The sequence below is a fragment of the Saccharopolyspora erythraea NRRL 2338 genome (assembly GCF_000062885.1).
Lineage (GTDB): Bacteria > Actinomycetota > Actinomycetes > Mycobacteriales > Pseudonocardiaceae > Saccharopolyspora_D > Saccharopolyspora_D erythraea.
The window spans coordinates 3,602,709-3,621,129 of the sequence record NC_009142.1 but is presented as its reverse complement, the minus strand read 5'-3'; the positions used below and the strand labels follow the sequence as shown (position 1 = coordinate 3,621,129).

Annotated in this window: 16 protein-coding genes; 4 read left to right on the top strand and 12 right to left on the bottom strand. The window is 72.4% G+C overall.

Annotated elements, in window-relative coordinates; genetic code table 11:
• Nucleotides 1-15: 15 nt before the first annotated feature.
• The 6 genes from SACE_RS15865 to SACE_RS15840 all read right to left on the bottom strand — a co-directional run bounded on the left by SACE_RS15865 (nt 16) and on the right by SACE_RS15840 (nt 8,197).
• Nucleotides 16-2,163: a glycoside hydrolase family 97 protein gene (locus SACE_RS15865; protein ID WP_009946318.1), complete on the bottom strand. Its 2,148-nt coding sequence runs from the start codon at nt 2,161-2,163 to the stop codon at nt 16-18.
• A gap of 269 nt (nt 2,164-2,432) precedes the next feature.
• On the bottom strand, nt 2,433-3,578 hold the full coding sequence (locus SACE_RS15860; RefSeq protein WP_011873982.1) for a magnesium and cobalt transport protein CorA: 1,146 nt from the start codon (nt 3,576-3,578) through the stop codon (nt 2,433-2,435).
• A 271-nt stretch (nt 3,579-3,849) separates the two neighbouring features.
• On the bottom strand, nt 3,850-4,857 hold the full coding sequence (locus SACE_RS15855) for a DUF5914 domain-containing protein (RefSeq protein WP_011873981.1): 1,008 nt from the start codon (nt 4,855-4,857) through the stop codon (nt 3,850-3,852).
• 75 nt (nt 4,858-4,932) lie between these two features.
• Entirely contained in the window at nt 4,933-6,471 is a 1,539-nt protein-coding gene (locus SACE_RS15850; RefSeq protein WP_009945500.1) for an FAD-dependent oxidoreductase, read from the bottom strand.
• Nucleotides 6,459-7,223 carry a class I SAM-dependent methyltransferase gene (locus SACE_RS15845; RefSeq protein ID WP_011873980.1) on the bottom strand — a complete coding sequence of 255 codons (765 nt, stop codon included), beginning with the start codon at nt 7,221-7,223 and terminating at the stop codon, nt 6,459-6,461. Before SACE_RS15845 ends, SACE_RS15850 begins: the two co-directional genes overlap by 13 nt.
• A 2-nt stretch (nt 7,224-7,225) precedes the next feature.
• Nucleotides 7,226-8,197, bottom strand: coding sequence for a phytoene/squalene synthase family protein (locus SACE_RS15840; protein WP_009945502.1), 972 nt, complete (start codon nt 8,195-8,197; stop codon nt 7,226-7,228).
• Nucleotides 8,198-8,563: 366 nt separating this feature from the next.
• On the opposite strand from SACE_RS15840, the gene SACE_RS15835 reads away from it, so the two are divergent.
• Complete coding sequence (locus SACE_RS15835) at nt 8,564-8,836, top strand: hypothetical protein (RefSeq protein WP_009945503.1); 273 nt, start codon at nt 8,564-8,566, stop codon at nt 8,834-8,836.
• Between the two features lie 86 nt (nt 8,837-8,922).
• Here SACE_RS15835 and SACE_RS15830 read toward each other — a convergent pair whose 3' ends face one another.
• Nucleotides 8,923-9,903 (bottom strand): TIGR03557 family F420-dependent LLM class oxidoreductase, encoded by a 981-nt coding sequence (locus SACE_RS15830; protein ID WP_009945505.1) that lies wholly within the window; start codon nt 9,901-9,903, stop codon nt 8,923-8,925.
• Between the two features lie 606 nt (nt 9,904-10,509).
• Here SACE_RS15830 and SACE_RS15825 point away from each other — a divergent pair.
• The 3 genes from SACE_RS15825 to SACE_RS15815 all read left to right on the top strand — a co-directional run bounded on the left by SACE_RS15825 (nt 10,510) and on the right by SACE_RS15815 (nt 13,628).
• The gene (locus SACE_RS15825) at nt 10,510-11,778 is read left to right on the top strand and encodes a multidrug effflux MFS transporter (protein ID WP_009945506.1); all 1,269 of its coding nucleotides are present in this window, start codon (nt 10,510-10,512) and stop codon (nt 11,776-11,778) included.
• A gap of 176 nt (nt 11,779-11,954) precedes the next feature.
• Nucleotides 11,955-12,608: an HNH endonuclease family protein gene (locus SACE_RS15820; protein ID WP_009945508.1), complete on the top strand. Its 654-nt coding sequence runs from the start codon at nt 11,955-11,957 to the stop codon at nt 12,606-12,608.
• Nucleotides 12,609-13,274: 666 nt separating this feature from the next.
• The gene (locus SACE_RS15815) at nt 13,275-13,628 is read left to right on the top strand and encodes a transglycosylase family protein (RefSeq protein WP_009945511.1); all 354 of its coding nucleotides are present in this window, start codon (nt 13,275-13,277) and stop codon (nt 13,626-13,628) included.
• Between the two features lie 126 nt (nt 13,629-13,754).
• Here the strand turns inward: SACE_RS15815 and SACE_RS15810 are convergent, their stop codons facing one another.
• The 5 genes from SACE_RS15810 to SACE_RS15790 all read right to left on the bottom strand — a co-directional run bounded on the left by SACE_RS15810 (nt 13,755) and on the right by SACE_RS15790 (nt 18,304).
• Nucleotides 13,755-14,525 (bottom strand): ABC transporter ATP-binding protein, encoded by a 771-nt coding sequence (locus tag SACE_RS15810; protein ID WP_009945512.1) that lies wholly within the window; start codon nt 14,523-14,525, stop codon nt 13,755-13,757.
• A gap of 90 nt (nt 14,526-14,615) precedes the next feature.
• Nucleotides 14,616-15,464: a DUF4097 family beta strand repeat-containing protein gene (locus SACE_RS15805; RefSeq protein WP_009945513.1), complete on the bottom strand. Its 849-nt coding sequence runs from the start codon at nt 15,462-15,464 to the stop codon at nt 14,616-14,618.
• 131 nt (nt 15,465-15,595) lie between these two features.
• On the bottom strand, nt 15,596-16,144 hold the full coding sequence (locus SACE_RS15800; RefSeq protein ID WP_009945514.1) for a toxin-antitoxin system HicB family antitoxin: 549 nt from the start codon (nt 16,142-16,144) through the stop codon (nt 15,596-15,598).
• A 163-nt stretch (nt 16,145-16,307) separates the two neighbouring features.
• A complete protein-coding gene (locus SACE_RS15795) occupies nt 16,308-16,757 on the bottom strand; it encodes a cupin domain-containing protein (RefSeq protein ID WP_009945515.1) in 450 nt (149 codons plus the stop codon).
• Entirely contained in the window at nt 16,754-18,304 is a 1,551-nt protein-coding gene (locus tag SACE_RS15790) for a GGDEF domain-containing protein (protein WP_009945516.1), read from the bottom strand. The genes SACE_RS15795 and SACE_RS15790 overlap by 4 nt, the downstream gene beginning before the upstream one ends.
• Nucleotides 18,305-18,421 lie beyond the last annotated feature (117 nt).

Sequence of the window (18,421 nt, the reverse complement as noted above, 5' to 3'; positions counted from 1 at the left end):
CCGGCGGCCGGTCCGTCAGCGCGGGTAGCGGCGCAGCGACCGCAGATCCTCGTCGGTCGCGGGGACGATGCGCATGGCGTGGCCGCCGCCCCGGGTGAGCTCGGCGCGCACGACCGCACCGGAGTCGACCAGCCACCGGTCGATCCGCACCGCGTTCGGGTTCGCGTCGAGGTCGGTCTCCGGCGCGTCGGCGTAGACGTGGGCGACGAATGCGCCCTCGCCGAGGAAGTCCAGCGGCACGTCGAGCACGCGCTCCTGCTCGTCGGTGAGGCTGCCGACGAACCAGCGGTCGCCGCTGCGCCGCGCCATGGTGATGAAGTCGCCGATCTCGCCCTGCACGACGCGGGTCTCGTCCCAGGTGACCGGCACCTCGCGCAGGAACTCGAACTCCGGTGCGCCGCGGTAGTTCTCCGGCACGTCGGCGAGCTGCTGGAGCCCGCTGAGCAGCACCGGGTACAGCGCGATCTGGTGCGCCCGGGTGGTGTGCACGCGGGTGCCGTCGTTGTCGGCGCCGAAGGAGTCCTCGGGCGACTGCTCGGGGAACCAGGTGATGTCGAAGATCCCCGGCGTGTAGTCCAGCGGACCGGCCAGCATCACCGTGAACGGCAGGGTCACGGTGTGCTCCGGCGGGTTGCCGCGCGACCAGGCGTCGTACTCGATCCCGCGCGCGGCCTCGCGGCTGACGAAGTTCGGGTAGGTCCGCTCGATGCCGGTGCCCTTGATCGGTTCGTGGGCGTTGATCATCAACCGGTGCTGGGCGGCCTTGTGGACGACCCGCTGGTAGTGGTTCACCATCCACTGGTCGTGGTGGTAGTGGTCCTCGATGTCCCCGGCGTATCCGGTCTTCACCCCGGGCATCCCGAGCCGCTCGTAGAGCGCGAACGCCTCGTCGAGCTGGCGCTCGTAGTTGTCGATCCCGCCGCCGGTCTCGTTGTGGGCGAGGAACGCCACACCCCGCTGCCGGGCGTGGTCGACCACGCGACGCAGGTCGAACTGCGCGTTGGCCTTGGTGAAGTTCTGCCGGTCGCCGAAGCCGTCGGACTCCCAGCCCTCGTTCCAGCCCTCGGCGAGTACGTAGGGGATGCCGTTCTCGGCGGCGAAGTCGATGCAGCGGATGGTGTTCTCGGTGGTGGCGCCGAGGTCGGGCCCCTCGGTCCAGGTGTTGCGTCCTTTGTGGATCTCCCACCACACGCCGACGAACTTGCCGGGCGCGATCCACGAGGTGTCCTCGATCGCGCAGGGCTCGTTGAGGTTGAGCACCAGGTGCGACTCGACCAGCGCGCCGGGCCGGTCGCCGATGATGAGCGCCCGCCACGGGGTCGGGAACGGCGCCCGCAGCCGGGCCTTGACCCGGCCCTCCCCCTTGCGCGGCACCAGGGCGCTGCGCAGGTGCGGTTCGCCGTCGATCTTGGCCAGCGTCATGTCCGGGTAGTTGAGCAGGGCGGCCTCGTGCAGCCCGAGGTAGATGTCGTCGGCGACCCGCACCGTCAGCGGGGTCGCCAGCGTCCCGAGCTTCTCGCCCTCCTCGCCGCGCGGTTCCTGCCACTCGTGCAGCAAACCAGCCCCGGTCAGCGGCGTCTGGCTGTAGAGGTACTCCACCGAGTCGTAGTTCGCCGGGCTCGACCACGCGGTGTGGTCGGCGGTGAAGCGGAACTCGGTGAGCTCGTCGAGCACCTCGAAGTCACCGAGGTCGCGCTGGCCGGGGAAGACGTGGCGGAAGCCGACGCCGTCGTCGAACACCCGGAACTCGAGCTCGAAGTGGCGGACCGGTTCGGTGGTCTCGCGGAGCCGGAGGACGACGGCGGCGCAGTGGCTGCGGATCTCCGAGGCGGAACCCCAGACCGGGTGCCAGGTCTCGTCCAGCTCGTGGCGGGCGAGCGCCTCCAGTTCGGCCGACTCCCCCAGCCTGCCGCCGTCGCCGAGCTCGAAACCGAGCCGCGACCAGTCGACGACGGTGCGGCCGGACTTGGTGACCGAGTACTCCGGCCTGCCTGCGCGGACGCGGAAATGCGCGCTGACCGAGCCGTCGGGCGAGGCGGTGGTGACCGGCTCCCCGGCGGCGTGGGCCGCGGTCGCCGGGACCCAGCTCGCGACGCCCAGCATGCCGGTCGCCAGTCCGGTGGCCTTGGCGAAGGTCCGTCGGTCGATCACGTGCTCGGACATGGGGACTCCTTCGTCGGTGATCCGCGGCACAACCGGTGGGCGATTGAAGCAGCGGCTCCTTGACCGGTCAAGGAGCGCGAAAGCCCTTGCAACGGTTTGCAGCCGCTTCGACGAATGCCCGTTCCTGGTCAGCCGACAGACGAGGAGTCACACGTATACATGGAATTCTGATGCCCTGAGCCCGAACGGCCCGTCGAAACACTTTGCAGCCGTCGGCGGAGACGCGAGCGCCCCGGCACCGGGAGTGCCGGGGCGCTCGTGCGTCGGGGTCAGAGCCAGTCGCGGCGCTTGAACACCGCGTAGAGCGCGAGGCAGACCACCACCATCAGGGCGATCGCGAACGGGTACCCGAACGCCCAGTGCAGCTCGGGCATCGTGTCGAAGTTCATGCCGTAGACCGTGCCGATCAGCGTGGGCGCGAACAGGATCGCCGCCCACGAGGAGATCCGCTTTATCTCCTCGTTCTGCGCGTAGCTGGCCTGGGTCATGTTCTTCATCTCTTCGTTCTGCGCCTGGGTGACCAGCGTGGCGTTGACCGTGAGGATGCTGTCGAGCATCTGGCGGAAGCCGTCGACGCGCTCGGCCACGGTCGTCGCGTGGTCGGCGACGTCGCGCAGGTACCGCTGCAGCTCCTGGTCGATGCCGTACTTCTCGAACCCCGCCTCCAGGCTCTGCAGCATGCCCAGCAGCGGCCGCGTCGCCCGCTGGAACTCGATGACCTCGCGGGAGAGCTCGTAGATCCGCCGGGACACGTGCGGGTCCGCGCCGAAGACCTCGGTCTCGATCTCGTCGATGTCGTTCTGCAGCCCCGCGATCACCGGGGCGTAGCCGTCGACGACGCTGTCCAGGACCGCGTAGAGCACCGCTTCCGGACCGCGCGCCAGCAGCTCCGGGTCGTCCTCCATCCGCTGCCGGACCGCGGCGAGGTCGGGTGCCAGCCCGTGGCGGACGGTGAGCACGAAGTTCGGCCCGATGAACAGGTGCAGCTCGCTGAAGCTGACCTCCTCGGCCTCGTCGAGGTAGCGGGCCGCGCGCAGCACCACGAACAGGGTGTCGCCGTAGCGCTCCAGCTTGGGCCGCTGGTGGGCGACGATGGCGTCCTCGACGGCGAGCTTGTGCAGGTCGAACTCCTCGGCCGCGGCCAGCAGCTCGTCCTCGGCCGGGCGGTAGAGGCCGATCCAGGCCATGGCGCGGTCCTGGCGCGGCAGCTCGCGGTAGGTCTGCGCCAGGCTCACCGGGGTGGCCGTCCGGTGCCCGTCGCGGTAGATCGCGGTGTCGATCAGCGGCCGGTCGGCCAGCGGGACGTCCTCGTCCGAACGAGGGTCCATCGAGTGCTCGGGGGCCGGTCCCTGGCTCGGTGTCTCCTCGACCCTGCGGTAGCGCCTCGACCGGCGCCGCGGACGCCATTCAGGCATGAGCACCTCCGGACCGCCGGGACGGTCGCCGGCCGGGCCCGCCTGACGCGCGGGGGCGACGCGCGAGGCCGCTGAGGACGGTCGCCACGACACCACCTCCCGCACGCACCGGGCGCCCTGTTCGCGCATCCGGCCGTTCGAACTCCGCGCCGACCCGAGTCGACCCGCGCCGCGACGGCGTCGCGGCCGACGGCGTCGGCGGGCCGACCATACCCGACCTGACACGATCCGGTTCACCCGCGACCGCGCCGCGGCCCGTGGCCGGCGGCCGTCAGGAGCGCAGGTCGAACCGCCGCTCGGCGTAGGCCAGGTCGTCGCGCCACAGCCTCCTGGCGGCGCGGCGCATGAGCGGCCGCAGCGCCGGGGCCGCGGCGCGGGCGAGCGCGAAGCCGCGGCGGCCGGAGTCGGCGACGACGGCCTCGATCACGGCGGTGCGGGGCCTGCCGTCCGGTCCGCGGCCGAGCGGTGTCGCGTGGGTCTCCACCACGCTCCCGGCGCCCTCGCCCTCGACGATGCGCATCACCACGGTCCTGGGTTCGGGGCAGGTGAACTCCGCCCGCACCGGCACGCCGAGGCCCGCGCCCACCCGGAAGGTGACGGCCACCAGGAACCGGTCCCGGTGCTCCTCGACGTCGATCTCGGGGGGTGCTTCGAGCACTTCGAGATGGGTGAACGAGTAGGGGTGGAACCACGCGCCGTGCCACGGGTCGAGGCGGTTGGCCACGACGTCGGAGGGCTCGCAGGTCCCGGTCAGCGCCATCACGGAGTCCACCGCGGACTCCGCGGGAGGCCGCCGCGGCACGACCGGCCGGTCCGTCGGCTCCTCACCGCCTGCCTCGTCGAGCCGCACCCATGCCAGCACCCCGTCGTCGTGCGCCGGGTACGGCCGCCAGCCGTGGCCGCCGCCTGCCCCGACGCGCAGGCCGTGCCAGCGGCACACCAGGTCGCCGCAGTCCACTTTGGCCTGGCTCATCGGCGCCCCCATGTGCGGGCACGCACCCGGCCCGGCGCGCAGCCGCCCGTCGGCGTCCCGCCACGCGACGAGCTCCGCACCGGCGACCCTGGCGCCGTGCGGCCGGTCGGCGCGGATGTCGCGGCTGGCGGCGAAGACGTACCAGTTGCCGGAGCGGCGCGCCTCGGCGCGCTTGAGCGCGGCGTCGATGAGGGTCGGCCGCGCCTGCCGGAAGGTCGGTTTCTGCTGCTCCCAGCGGGAGCGGGGCACCGGTTGCAGCGGCCAGCGCCGGGGCCAGCGCCGACGGCCCGTGCTCAGCTCGCGCATCCGCCCTCCCCGTCTCGTCGCGGCCGCCTCGTTCGGCGTGTCCCGCGTGGTCCGGTCATCCGTGCCCTTCCTCGGTCATCGCTGCCTGGTCCGTTCCGCGAGCCACCGCAGCGGCCCGATCCGTCCGGCGGTGGGCACCGTGTGCACCGGGTGCCCCGCCAGGCCCCACTTCGCGAGCAGGCAGTTCGCCGCGTGCCAGCCGGTGGTCGCCGCGCGCTCCATCAGGGCCACCGGCAGGTCGATGCGGATCCCGTCGCCCGCGAGCACGAGCCCGTCGTGCGGGGTGCGCACCCCGGGACGGCGTGCGAAGTCGCCGACCCCGAACAGCGGGCAGTCCGCGCCCCACCGCGTCAGCTCGCCGACGACGCCGGCCGAGGCCGTCTCCGGGTAGACGCGGCGCAACTGCTCGCGCAGAGCGGTGGGCGTCTCGGCGGCTCCGCCGCGCGCGGAATAGGCGTGGGTCTCCACCACCGAACCGCCCGTGCGGCGGGTCCACGCCTTCGCGTCGTCGTCGAAGCGTTCCAGCACGCTGACGTTGTCCAGCGGACCGAACCCGGCGGTGCCGAGGAACGCCGGGCGGTCGGCGTGCACGGGGCGGTCGAGCCACAGCCGCTGCACGAGGAACGGCGGCGCCGTCCGCAGCGAGCGCACCGACTCCCGCCACGCCGAGTCGCCGAGGCCGGTCGAGGCCTCGACGACCTCGCGCAGCCCGCGCACGTCGGTGGCCAGCACGACGCCGTCGGCCTCGACGGCACCTCCGGTGTCGTCTTGCACGCGGAAGCCCCCACCCGCGGTCTGCACCCTGGTCACCGCCGTCCGCGTCCGGAACCCGGCCCCGAGCGCGCGCAGGTACTCGCGCAGCGGCTCCCACAGCGCGCTGTCGAAGCCGGCGTCGGCGACGTCGAAGACCAGTCCTTCGCTGGATCCCAGGAAGTAGATGTGGAACATGGTGGCAAGCTCGGCGGCCGACATCCGCGTCGGCGGGGCGAAGAAGCTGCGGGAGAACACCCGGAACGCCAGGGCGCGCGCCGCGCTCGGGAAGTTGATGTCGCGCAGGAAGCTCTCGGCGTCGTGGTCGTCGAGCTCGGCGTAGGTGCGCGGCACCGACACCGCGGCCAGCGACGCCGCGGCGCGCGCGTTGATCCGCAGCAGGTCCGCCACGCCGAAGGTGGGACTGCGCAGGGCGAAGGCCAGCGCGTTCCACGGCGGGGTGCGGGGCAGGCCGCGGAAGGAGTCCCGGTGGCCGTCGGCGTCCAGCAGCGGGTAGTCCTCCAGCGCGACCAGCCGCTCCAGTCCCGGATCGGCGCGGCGCAGCAGCCCGCGGAGGTTGTAGTACTGCCGGAAGAAGGCGTGGAAGCCCCGGCTCATCGCCACCTCGGTGCCGTCGGGCAGCGAGTCGGTCCACCCGCCCGCTCGGCCGCCCAGGTGCGGCTCGCGCTCGACGACCTCGACCCCGACGCCGCGTTCGGCGAGCCCGGTCGCCGCCGCCAGCCCCGCGATCCCGCCGCCGACCACGACGACGCGGGGACGCCGCGGCAGCGCACCGGCATCGAGGGCACCGGCGGGCGCGGGGTGGCGGACCATCCGGCGGTCCGCGCCGATCAGCTCGTCCACTCCCGGCCTCCTTCCGGCCGGTCGGCGAGGAAGGTGTGCACGACGTCGCGCTGCCAGCCGGTCATCGTCTCGCTGTGCACCGCGGTGAAGCCCGCCTCGCGCAGCCTGCGGCGGAAGCGGTCGGCGCCGTCGAACGCCGCGACGCTGCGCCGCAGGTAGCGGTAGAGCGAGGCGTCCCCGCCCAGCAGCCGCCCGGCGGGGATGATGACGCTCCAGCACACCGCGTGCCACACCACCCGCGCCCGAAGCGAGTCGCGCACCGAGTACTCGTGCACCGCCAGCGTTCCCCCTGGCCGAAGCAGCGACCGGAACTCGCGCAGGGTGCTGTCCGGGTCGTCGAGGTTGCGGACGAGGTAAGCGGCGAAGACCGCGTCGAACGGACCGCGCACGCCTGCCTCGGCGAGGTGCTCGACGCCGGTGCGGACGAAGCTCACCGACGGCGGCCACGGCTTGCCGCGCGCCCTGGCCAGCATGCCTTCCGATGCGTCGACCGCGACGATCTCGGCGTCGGGCGCCACCGACAGCAGGGCGCCCGTGGAGGCGCCGGTGCCGCAACCCGCGTCCAGCAGGCGCAGCCCGGCACCGCCGTCGGGCAGCCGCATCCGGCGCGCGGAGAGCCGCAGGTGCTCGTGGTACCCGGGGTTCGCGCCGACCAGCCGGTCGTAGCACCGCGCACCGGAGTCGAAGGCGCGTGGTACGGCCCTGCCCCGCGGCGCTGAGCCGAGCGCCGCCGCGTCCGATGACCTGCCCATGGCTACAGCCCACCTGCCCGCGCGCAGGCCACCGGCCCCGGCCGGTGACCCGAGCGAGCCCACGCCACCCGCAGCACCGCCATCCCCGCCACCTGGAGCCTGCGCAGGTTGCCGACCCTCGCCCGGCGGGCGAACACCGCGAAGTCGGCGTCCTCGATCCGGTCGAGGATCTCGGAGTAGAGCACCAGCGCGGTCCGCACGCACGGCCGCGACACCGGGTGCAGCATCGCGATCCCCCGGGCCGCGAAGCGGTAGATCTCCCTGGTGGTGGCGTGCTGGGCGGCCAGGGCGGCCCGCACGCGGGGGTCGGTGCGCTCCCGCAGCCGGCACCACCGCAGCAGCGACCGGTCGACGCCGAAGGCGGCCAGCTCGTCGGCGGGCAGGTAGACCCGGCCGCGGTCGAGGTCCTCGGCGACGTCGCGCAGGAAGTTGGTGAGCTGGAAGGCCTTGCCCAGGGCCGCGGCGTGCGGTGCGGCGACGCCGGGCGGGCTGGCGGTGCCCAGCACCGGCAGCAGCTGCAGCCCGATCGCCTCGGCGGACCCGCGCACGTAGGTGTCCAGCGCGGCGCGGTCCGGGTAGTCGGTGACCGTCAGGTCCATGCGCATCGAGTGCAGGAAGTCCTCGAACAGCCGCCGGTCGATGCCGTGGCGCACCGCTGTGTCGACGACCGCGGCGAGCACCGGGTCGTCGCTGCCGCCCCGGTCCAGCCCGGCGAACAGCTCGCGGGCGAGCGCGTCCAGCCGCCGCTCCCGCGCGAGGTCGTCCTCCCCCGGCCGCGGGGTGTCGACCACGTCGTCGGCCCACCGCGCGAACCCGTACAGCGCGTGCACGGCCGGACGCTGCGCGGGGGTGAGCAGCCTGGTGGCCAGGAAGTAGGTGCGCCCGTGGCACGCGTTGAGGTCGCGGCAGCGCCGGTAGGCCGCGCGCAGCCCGGGATCGCGCACACCCGCTGCGTCCAGCTCGACTCGGCTCATCGCGATCCCGCGCCTTCCTGGGCAGGACCGAGGTGTCGACCCGTCGCGGGACAAGGCGGCGCACCTCACCGCCGGCGCCCGCCACTCGCCCCCGGCCACCGGACCTCGGGTTCCGGCCACGCTACGCAGGGGTGGCAGCACCCGCAACTCGCACCGGCCGCGACGCGGCAGTCCATTGTGGCCGGTTCTCGGGCGGTGCGGCCGCCGGAGCACGGCCACGGCATTGAGACGGCGGCCACATCCGCGCGCCGGGCGCGGTCCGGCACCGACGCCGCCGAGCCCGCTCTGACCGATCTGCGACGAGGGCCCGGAACGCCCCAGGATAGGATCGCCTCCCGAAAACTTGAGCGGAAGAGAGTTCTGGCGATGGCGCGTGACGCGGCCCGGTCTGCGACCTTCGGTCGCATCGACCCTTTCTGCTGGGTGCTGGTGGCGCCCATGCTCCTCGTCGGAGGGGTGGCGATCCTCCTCGGCGTACTGCAGATCGGGATCGGGCTGGTCGGCATCGCGGCTCTCGTCCTGGTCTTCGACTCCTGGGTCAACCGTCCCCGCCCCGAGGATGCGCTGCGCCCCGGCCGCGCCCCCGCCCGCAGGCCGGCCGCGAGCCGGACGCGCGCGCCTCGCGGCGACGAGTGGTGACGGAGACGGCCGGACGGTGATCACGTTGCGCTACGACGCGATCACCGTCCGCTGACCGTCGGCCGGAACAGCTGCAGCCGGAACCACTACCGCGGCGCGGCCTCGCGCAACGCCGGGAGCAACTCGTTCTCGGCGAACCGGAAGAAGCCGTCCGGGTCCTTGTCGACCCCGACCTGGACCAGCGCGACGTCGGTGAACCCGGCCTCCCAGAACTTGGCGACCGCCGAGACGATCGGTTCGACGTCGGGCCCGCACGGGATGCCGCTGCCGACGTCCTCGAGCCGGGCGTACTGGGTCGCCGCGGCGAAGGCCTGCGGACCGGGCAGCTCGGCGTTGACCTTCCAGCCGCCGGCGAACCAGCGGAACTGCTCCCAGGCGCGCCGCACCGCGGCGTCGCGGTCGGGGTCCCACGCGATCGGGATCTGGCCGATCTTGCGGGTGGCGTCGCGGTTCGCGACCGAGTCCCACTCGCGGCAGAACGCGTCGTTGGGCTCCACCGCGATCATCGCGTCGGACAGCGGCGCGAACCGGTGGATCGACTGGTCGCCCGACACCGCGGTCGCGATCGGCACCCGGCGTCCGGGCAGATCCCACAGCTTGGCCGAGTCGACCCGGTAGTGGCTGCCCGCGAAGTTGACGTATCCGCCGTCGAACAGCGAGCGGATGATCCGCAGCGCCTCCGACAGCATCTCGTGGCGCACGTTGACCGGGGGCCAGCCCGCGCCGACCACGTGCTCGTTGAGGTTCTCACCGGACCCGACACCCAGCGTGAAGCGGTCCTGCGAGAGCAGGCCGATGGTCGCCGCCTTCTGGGCCACCACCGCGGGGTGGTAGCGCATGATCGGCGCGGTGACGTAGGTCATCAGCTCCACCCGCTGGGTCGCCTGGGTCACCGCCCCGAGGACGCTCCAGGCGTACGGCGAGTGGCCCTGCTCCTTCAACCACGGGAAGTAGTGGTCGCTCATCACCTCGAAGTCGAAGCCCGCGCGCTCGGCGGCGGCGGAGTGGGTGACCAGGTCGCGCGGTGAGGACTGCTCGGTCATCAGCGTGTATCCGAAGCCAACCATGCCTCCACCCTGACATGCGTGCCTGCGCCACGCGCGCTGGGCGGGCCCTCGAATCGATCGTCCACTTTGGACTTACCGGGCCGCATGTGTCGCCCCGCACCCCACTGGGTAGCCGCAGCGAAGGGGTGTGGCCGGTGCTCGTACTCGCCCGGCAGGCCGCGGTCGCCGTGCCGGCGTGGACCGGACAGGACCACTTGACATCCCTTTGCCGAAAATGCGCCGAAATCCGCCATCACCAGTAGTGCGCATGGCTTTGCTCAGCGCAATTAACGCGCAGTTCCGGAAGTGACCACCTCGCGGCCAACTCATTTTTCGCGGCCCGCGACACGTGATCGACTCCACTGCCGTCCGGCCCACGACACCGGACATCGCAGGACAGAGGTACTTCAACACCTTGCGCGGCAGGAAAATTCCCGCGCTCCTCGACTTGGGACCAAGTTCGCAGACACCGCAGGGCCCCGTGCGGGACTGCGCACATTATACGGCGCCGGACCGCATTCCACTGGATTTTGAGAATGTTCGCCGCAACGGGAACAAACCGATCTCCCGGGTTGCTTCTCCCCCTGTCAGATCCCGATCTCGAACCCCTCAGCTCGAAAGGCCGAGATGAATCACGCAACCCTGGACGCCGAGTCCACGCCACCCCGGGCGGAGCAGGCGACCTCCGCTGCGAGCCGGCTCGAACGGGTCCGGGTCATCGTCGTCCTGGGGGCGCTGGTCGCCCTCGGCCCGCTGACCATCGACATGTACCTGCCCGCACTGCCCGCGATCGGCGACGACCTGCTCACCACGTCGTCGGCCGTCCAGCTCACCCTCACCGGGACGCTGCTCGGCCTGGGGCTCGGGCAACTGCTCGTGGGCCCCTTCTCCGACGCGGTCGGCAGGCGGCTGCCGCTGATCCTGGGAACGGTGCTGCACATCGCGTCCTCGCTGCTGTGCATCGTGGCGCCCAACATCGCGGTCCTGGGGCTGCTGCGGGCGTTGCAGGGCGTCGGCGCCGCCGCGACCATGGTCGTCGCGCTGGCGGTGGTCCGCGACCTGTACTCCGGGCGCGCCGCCGCCACCGCGCTCTCCCGCCTCATGCTGGTGATGGGAGCCGCACCGATCCTGGCGCCCACGCTGGGCGGGGCGATCCTGCTCACCGGTTCCTGGCGCGGCGTGTTCGCGGCGCTGGCGGTGCTGGGCGGCATCCTGCTGCTGGTCGCGATCTTCGCCCTCGATGAGACGCTGCCGCCGCAACGGCGCCTGCCCGGCGAGGTGCGCCCGGTGCTGCGCGCCTACCGCACGCTGCTGACCGACGGCAAGTTCATGATCATGGCTCTGGTGGCCGCGCTCGGCATGTCCGGGCTGTTCTCCTACGTTTCGGGCTCCTCGTTCGTGCTGCAGGAGCAGTTCGGTCTCGACCAGCAGGAGTTCGCACTGGTCTTCGGCGCCGGTGCGGTGGCGCTCATCGGCGCCTCGCAGCTGAACGTGGTGCTGCTGAACCGGTGGACCGAACGCCAGATCGTGCTGAGCTCGCTCGCGGCGGCCACCGCCTTCGGCGTGGTGCTCGTCGCACTGACCACCACCGGCACGGGTGGCCTGCTCGGCTTCATCCTCCCGCTGTGGTTCCTGCTCGGTGCGTTCGGGTTCGTGCTGCCCAACGCGCCCGCGCTGGCGTTGTCCAGGCACGGCGAGACAGCGGGAACCGCGGCGGCGCTGCTGGGCGCCGGTCAGTTCGGGCTGGGCGCGCTGATCGCCCCGCTGGTGGGCCTGCTCGGCAACGACGGCCCGGCGATGGCGCTCACCATGACCGGCGGCTCCGCGGTCGCGCTGCTGGCCCTCGGCGCCATGCTCCGCCACGAACGCCGCACGGGGGCCGTCGAAGCGGTGTGACGACGTCGTGGTGAAACCGGGCCCGTCCTCGTGGACCGCGGGGGCGGGCCCGCCGTTTCGGGCCCCTGGCGGGAAGCCTTCACGGCATCGTCGCGGTATCGACATGTGAAAGCGGCGCTTCGGATACCGGGAGCGGGAACGGTGGGAGCCCCACTCACCTTCCCCTGGGAGGTCCTGTGTTCCGCTCATCCGGACGACGCCGCCGGGCCGGTGCCCTCGGTGTTCTTCTCGCCACCACCGCGTTGTCGGGGCTGGTCGCCCCGGTCGCCAACGCCACGCCACCCGGCATCCCGAGCAAGGCCACCGCGCAGTCGGAGCTCAACGCGCTGACCGTCGCGGGCGAAGGCTCCATGGACGGCTACTCCCGGGACCGGTTCCCGCACTGGAGCACCGTCTCGGGCGCTTGCAACACCCGCGAGACCGTCCTCAAGCGCGACGGCACCAACGTCGTCGTCGACGGCTCGTGCGCGGCGACCTCCGGCCGCTGGTACAGCCCGTACGACGGGGCCACCTGGACCGCGGCGTCCGATGTGGACATCGACCACGTGGTCCCGCTGGCCGAGGCGTGGCGTTCCGGCGCCTCCTCGTGGACCGACAGCAAGCGCGAGTCGTTCGCCAACGACCTCAGCCGCCCGCAGCTGATCGCGGTGACCGACAACGTCAACCAGGCCAAGGGCGACCAGGACCCGGCGTCCTGGCAGCCGCCGGTGAGCACCTACGACTGCACCTACTCCAAGATGTGGATCCGGGTGAAGCACCACTGGGGCCTGCGGTTGCAGTCGGCGGAGAAGTCGGCGCTGCAGAGCATGCTGAACACCTGCTCGTCGTAGTACCGCGGGGCGTGGGCCGGAGGTTCCCGGCCCACGCCCCGTTGCCACTTCGCGCCCCCGTCGCCGCTCCACGCCCCGTCGCCGCTCCACGCCCCACGCCCGTTGCCGTTTCGGGCTCCACGCCCGTTGCCGTTTCGGGCTCCAGGGCTGGGGATCTTCTCCACATCTCCGGCCTGTTCGCAGTCGCCGAGCCTGCGCCTCAGCCGGTCTGGACCACGCCGAGCGTGCTGAAGCAGCTGCCGACCAAGATCGGTTTCGCTCGCGGGACCCACTAACGTGCGTAACCCACGCGGGTGAGGCACGTGGACACGGTTGACTCAGCGTAGCGCTTCCTTGCCGGTCGACATGGCCCGCTGAACTGCGACGACGCACATTTCCGAGCGATCACCGTTTCGCCTGCATGACGGCCGTCACGGCTGCCTCAGGTTGGCGAGCCGCCGGCGGTTACGTAGCGTTTCCGGCTGTCGGCCCCGAACCGGCAAGCAATCAACCGGAAGCTCGCAGCGCCGGACCTGCCCGGCGAGCTTCCCGCCCCCGAAACGACGAGCACCGGGCAGGAACGAGATACCCGAAGGACGACCGATGCCGCCCCCGACGGCACGGGCCGGACGGCGCACCGCGCGAATCCGGCGCCCGTCCTCTCGAAGGCGCAGCAGGAGACGATCCATGGCGCGAAACCTCTTCAGCACCCGTGTCCTCGCCCGCGTCGCGCTCGCCGGTGCGATCGCGGCCGCACCGCTGGCCGCCGCGGTGCCCGCCGGCGCCGCCTCGGCCTCGGCCTGGGACCGCCTCGCGCAGTGCGAGAGCACCGGGAACTGGAACGCCGACACCGGCAACGGCTTCTCCGGCGGGTTGCAGTTCACGGCCTCGACCTGGTCCGCCTACGGCGGCACCCAGTACGCCTCCAAGGCGTCCGACGCCACTCGCGAGCAGCAGATCGCCGTCGCCGAGAAGGTGCTGAAGGCCCAGGGCGCCAAGGCGTGGCCGGTCTGCTCGAAGAAGGTCGGCCTCTCCGGCTGACCGGGACTCCCCCGTCCCGTACATCCGATGTGGACGGCCATGACGCCGTCCACATCGGATATTCCCCCGAACTTGGGGTGGGGGTCGCCGAAACCGGCGGCTCCCACCCCACCCCCAGCCCGCCGGTCAGCTCCTGGACACAGCGCACCTGGCTGCTTCGTTCCCGGCGAAGAAGTCCCGCACCGGCATCGCCCCCGTCTCCCCACGGCACGGATCCGCTTCGACGTCCGGCATTCCCCCCGCGACCAGCCTGCCCCCGTGCAGGACCGCGACCCGGTCGGCCAGCGCAGCCGCCTCCGCCCGGGAGCGCGTCGCCAGGAATACCGTGACCCCGGCGTCGGCGAGCTGACGAACGATCCGCCGGACGGCACGCCGGTCGCCAGGGTCGAGGCCGGCGGTCGGCTCGTCCAGCAGCAGCACCGGCGGCAACCCCACCACGGCCATGGCGAGTTCGAGCCTGCGGCGCTCGCCTCGGCGGCAGCGGGCGGCGGGCGCCCCCGCCACGTCGACCAGATCGAACCGTTCGATCAGGTCCGCGGCCCGGCTCCGGCCGTCGTCCTGGCCCAGCCGGTGCAAGTCCGCCGTCCGCAGCAGGTTTTCCTCGACGGTCAGCGATCCGTCGACCGCCGTGAGCCCGCAGAGCCCGACGGCCGCGCGCACCGACGCGGGCGCGCGCACCACGTCGTGTCCGGCGACGCGCAACTCGCCCCCGTCGGGGGCGGTCAGCGCCGACAGCAGCCGCACCACGGTCGTCTTGCCCGCCCCGGCCTCCCCCAGCAGGCAGAAGACACCGCCCTGCGGGACGAGCAGGTCGACACCGTCGAGCACCGTGCGCGTGCCGCAGGTCTTGCGCAGACCGGCCGCCGCGACAGCCGGTTTCGGCCTGGTTGTGTTCATCTTCCCTCGATTCCGGGCGAGTTCCGGCGACCGGATGGCGACCGCCGGGTCACGGCATGCGGGACGAACGCCGAAAGGAAACCGGCGCTGTCAGTCCGCGGCCACGGCCCGGCGGATGACGATGCCGCCGTGGAACGTGCGGGCCCGGATCTCGACGGTCTGGTCGGATCGGCCCGGGCCGTCGGAGTCGGCCATGTGGTTGCGCACGGTGCCGGCCATGGAGTTCGCGTCCAGCCACGCGGCGGTGCCCTCGGCGATGCCGACCTCCACCTCTCCGGACGCGGTTTCCAGCGTCACCGAGCCCCGCACGACCTCACCGATGCGGATGTCGCCCGACGCGGTCTTGGCCCGCACGCCGGCGAGTGCCCGGTCGACCGCGATGTCGCCGGCGGCGGAGCTCAGCCGGATGTCGCCGGTCACCTCGCCGACCCAGGTCTGACCGGCGATGTTCTTGATCTCCGCGGTGCCGTCGATCTCGCGGATCCGCAGGTCGCCCGCCCCGGTGATCTTGGAGTGGCCCACCGCGCGCTCGACCGCGATGTCTCCGCTGGAGGTTTCCAGCCGCAGCGTCCGGCCCTCGTCGATGCGGATGTCGCCGGACGCGGTGGAGATCCGGCCGTCACCGAAACGGCCCTCGCAGTGGAACTTCCCGGCCGCGGCCTCGGCGCGCAGGTCGGACCCCGCGGGCAGTTCGACGACGACGTCGATCGATCCCGCCCTGGTGAAGAACCCGTACTGCTTGGGCGCCTTGACGAGCAGCACGCCGTTGGAGAACTCGACTCGGGTCTGCTCGGCGGCCTTGGTGTCCGCGCTGTTGCCCGCCCTGCTCGGGCGGACCTCCACGACGGTGTCGGCGCGGTCGCTCGCCACGATCCGGGCGGTCCCGAGGACGATGTCGACGGTTGCCGAGATCGGTTCGGGGCTAGGGAAAACAGGCATGATGGTCCCCTTCTGAGTGTTCGTTTCCGCGTTTCCGCAGGTGGAACGCGTGTGGTGTCAGGTCGGTCGGCGATCAGCCGGCCCGAGTCCTCAGGCGACCGGCGGCGCTTGCGGGCCGCCGGCCCCGGCCGTCAGCGAACCCAGCCGGTGTAGCGCTGCCCGCCCCAGTGGTCGCGCTTCCTGGAACGGATTCCGCGGTCGTCGCCCCGGAGCGTTGTGGCTACGGCGCGGGTGAGCCACGCGTTGACCGACAGCCCCTCCCGCGCGGCGGCTTCCTCGACCCGGAGCTTGAGCTGCTCGGGGAGGCGGAAGTTGATGCGTGACGTGGGGCCGTCCTCGGCGCCCGCCGCCGCGTGCGTGCCCTCGCCCGACTCCGCCGGCGGTGCGCCGACGGGCGCCGCCGGGCCTTCCGGTGCGTCGTCGGGTGGCTGCTCGGAACTCGGCGCGGTCACGACGAAATCCGGGTTGAGCCCCCGCAGCCGGACGTCGACCGAGCCCGGTGCCAGGTCGCGGGTGATCTCCTCCGCCGCCGCGGTGAGCGCGTTGAGCAGCGTGAGGCGCGCGGCGGACTCCAGCGGCGCGGTGAGCCGCTCGGCGAGCGCGCGGGCGTCCTCGCCGCCGGCGTCGGCAGCGACGGCCAGCTCCCGGCGGAGGTTGTCGACGAAGGGCGTCAAATCCATGGTGCCAATATGGCACCACTGTGGCGCCATGGCAAGCACTTTGGCGCTACAGATGGCGCCACCTCTCGGCGCCATGGCGCCATACCGCCTGGACCAGCGCAAACGCTGCCGGCCCGGCGAGTCAGCCGGGCCGTTCAAGGGCAGCGAGTAGGGGTCGCCGTGCTCAGGCGAGCGCGCGGATGCGTTCGGCGTGATCGGGGTACTGCGCGCACAGGTCGTCGACGTCGGGCGTCGAGACGATGCCGGGCGAGAACGGTGGCGCCACGACGACGCTGGTGAGGCTGTGGTCGCCGAGCGTGCGCGCGGCCTGCAGGACACCGCCGGGCACCACGAAGTGCGGGTGCTGGCCCGCTTCGACGTCCGGGCCGATGACGTGGTCGCGCGGCCGGCCGTCGGCAGGGTCGAGCAGGGTGATCCGGAGCGGGTCGCCGGAGTGGTGGGTGAAGATCTCCGGGTGCGCGGCGGCGTGCCATCCGGCGTGGTGCTCCCGGGGCAGCAGCCAGTAGATCACCGTGGCGTTGTCGTCGCGCCAGGTCTCCCGGAAGTAGCCGTTGCACACGTTCAACGGCCGCAGGTCGAGGGTCCGCACGATCTGCTCGGACGCCGAGGTCATCGGATGTGCTCCTCCCGGAACTCGAGGGTGTGGGCGAGGGTGTTCTTGCCCCGCCGCTTCGCCACGTACATGGCGCTGTCGGCCCAGCGCATCAGGGTGTCGGTGCCCGCGACCGGCTGGTCCGGGCTCAGGTACGTCATGCCGACGCTCGCGCTGACCACCAGCGGACGCCCGTTGAGGTCGTGAGGTTCCTGCAGGGCCCGCAGCAGGCGCTGCCCCGCCTCCTCCAGCGGCTCGTGGACGTTGTGCAGCACCACGGCGAACTCGTCGCCGCCCAGCCGCGCCACCAGGTCGTCGGCGCCCGCGCAGCGGGTCAGCCGCCGGGCGGCGCTGGTCAGCACCAAATCCCCTGCCGCGTGCCCGAAGTTGTCGTTGACCTCCTTGAAGTCGTCGAGGTCGCAGAAGGCGAGCACGATCGGCCTGCGGCAGTCGGCGAGGCTGCGTTCGAGCCAGTGCAGGAACAGCGTCCGGTTGGCCACCCCGGTCAGCGGGTCGTGCAGCGCCTCGTACTCGGCCCTGCGCAGCAGGCGGTTGTTCTCGAGCAGCGTCGCGAGCTGGCGCGAGATGACCAGTCCCATCAGCGCCACGAACACGCACTCCTGGAAGCGGGTGAGGGTGAGCCCGGCCAGCAGGCCGGCCGCGATGAACAGGGCGGTGGCGATCAGCGGCAGGTAGGGCACCGCGAGCTGGACGACCTCGCGCACGGTGCGGTGCGCGCGGCCCTCCTGCTCGCGGCGGCCGGTGCTCGGGGCCAGCGCGCCGAGGAAGAAGAACACCGGACAGGCCATGAACCCCGCTTCCAGCCACGGCGGGATCGTCTCGGCCCCGGTTTCGACGTAGTGGCCGAACAGCGCGCTGGAGACCATGTAGGACACCGCGGCGAGCGCGATGAACAGCACCGGCAGCTCGCGCGCGCCGCGGCGCAGCCTGGCCAGCGCCACCGTTCCCGCGGCCAGCCACAGGTAGGCCATCGGGTGCGCGGCCAGCATCGTCAGGATCGGCCCGGAGGAGTCCCAGCCCTGCGACAGGTGCGTGCCGAGCGTGACCGAGACGAACAGCACCACCGAACCGGCGATGATCAGCAGGTCCAGCGCCTTGATGGCCAGGTTGCGGGGGTCGCCCAGCGGCGATCGCGGCCCGGGTCCGCGTTCGTAGGCGTGGATCACCAGCGCCAGCAGCGCGATCACCGGTGTCAGCAGGAACCCGGCCGGCCCGAGCGTCGCGGTGGGCAGCGGGGCCGCCACGACGACCTGGCCCCAGCTCCAGGCGACCAGACCGACCAGGAAGCACGCCATGGCCGCGCTCATCCACTGCCGCCACCGGCGCTGCGGCCCCTGGTGCCGGACCGCCGACCAGGTCCACGCCCCCAGCGCCGCGACCGAGGCGGCGATCTCCCACACCTTGTTGAGCGCGATCGAGCCGGACCAGCCGAGCACGCCGCTGCCCGCGACGGTGATCTCGACCAGCAGCAGCGCGATCGCCGCGGCGGCTATCCGACGAAATGACCTGTTTCCCGGAGCGCGCGCGAAAAGCCCTTTTCCGACCACAGATTCCCCAGTGCATGCCGTGGCGAGCAGCTACGGGAACGGACACTACTACAGACGCGAAGCCGCACGCCCGCGGTTCCGCCGTCCAGGTGTTGCGCGGAATATGCCAAAAGAGTG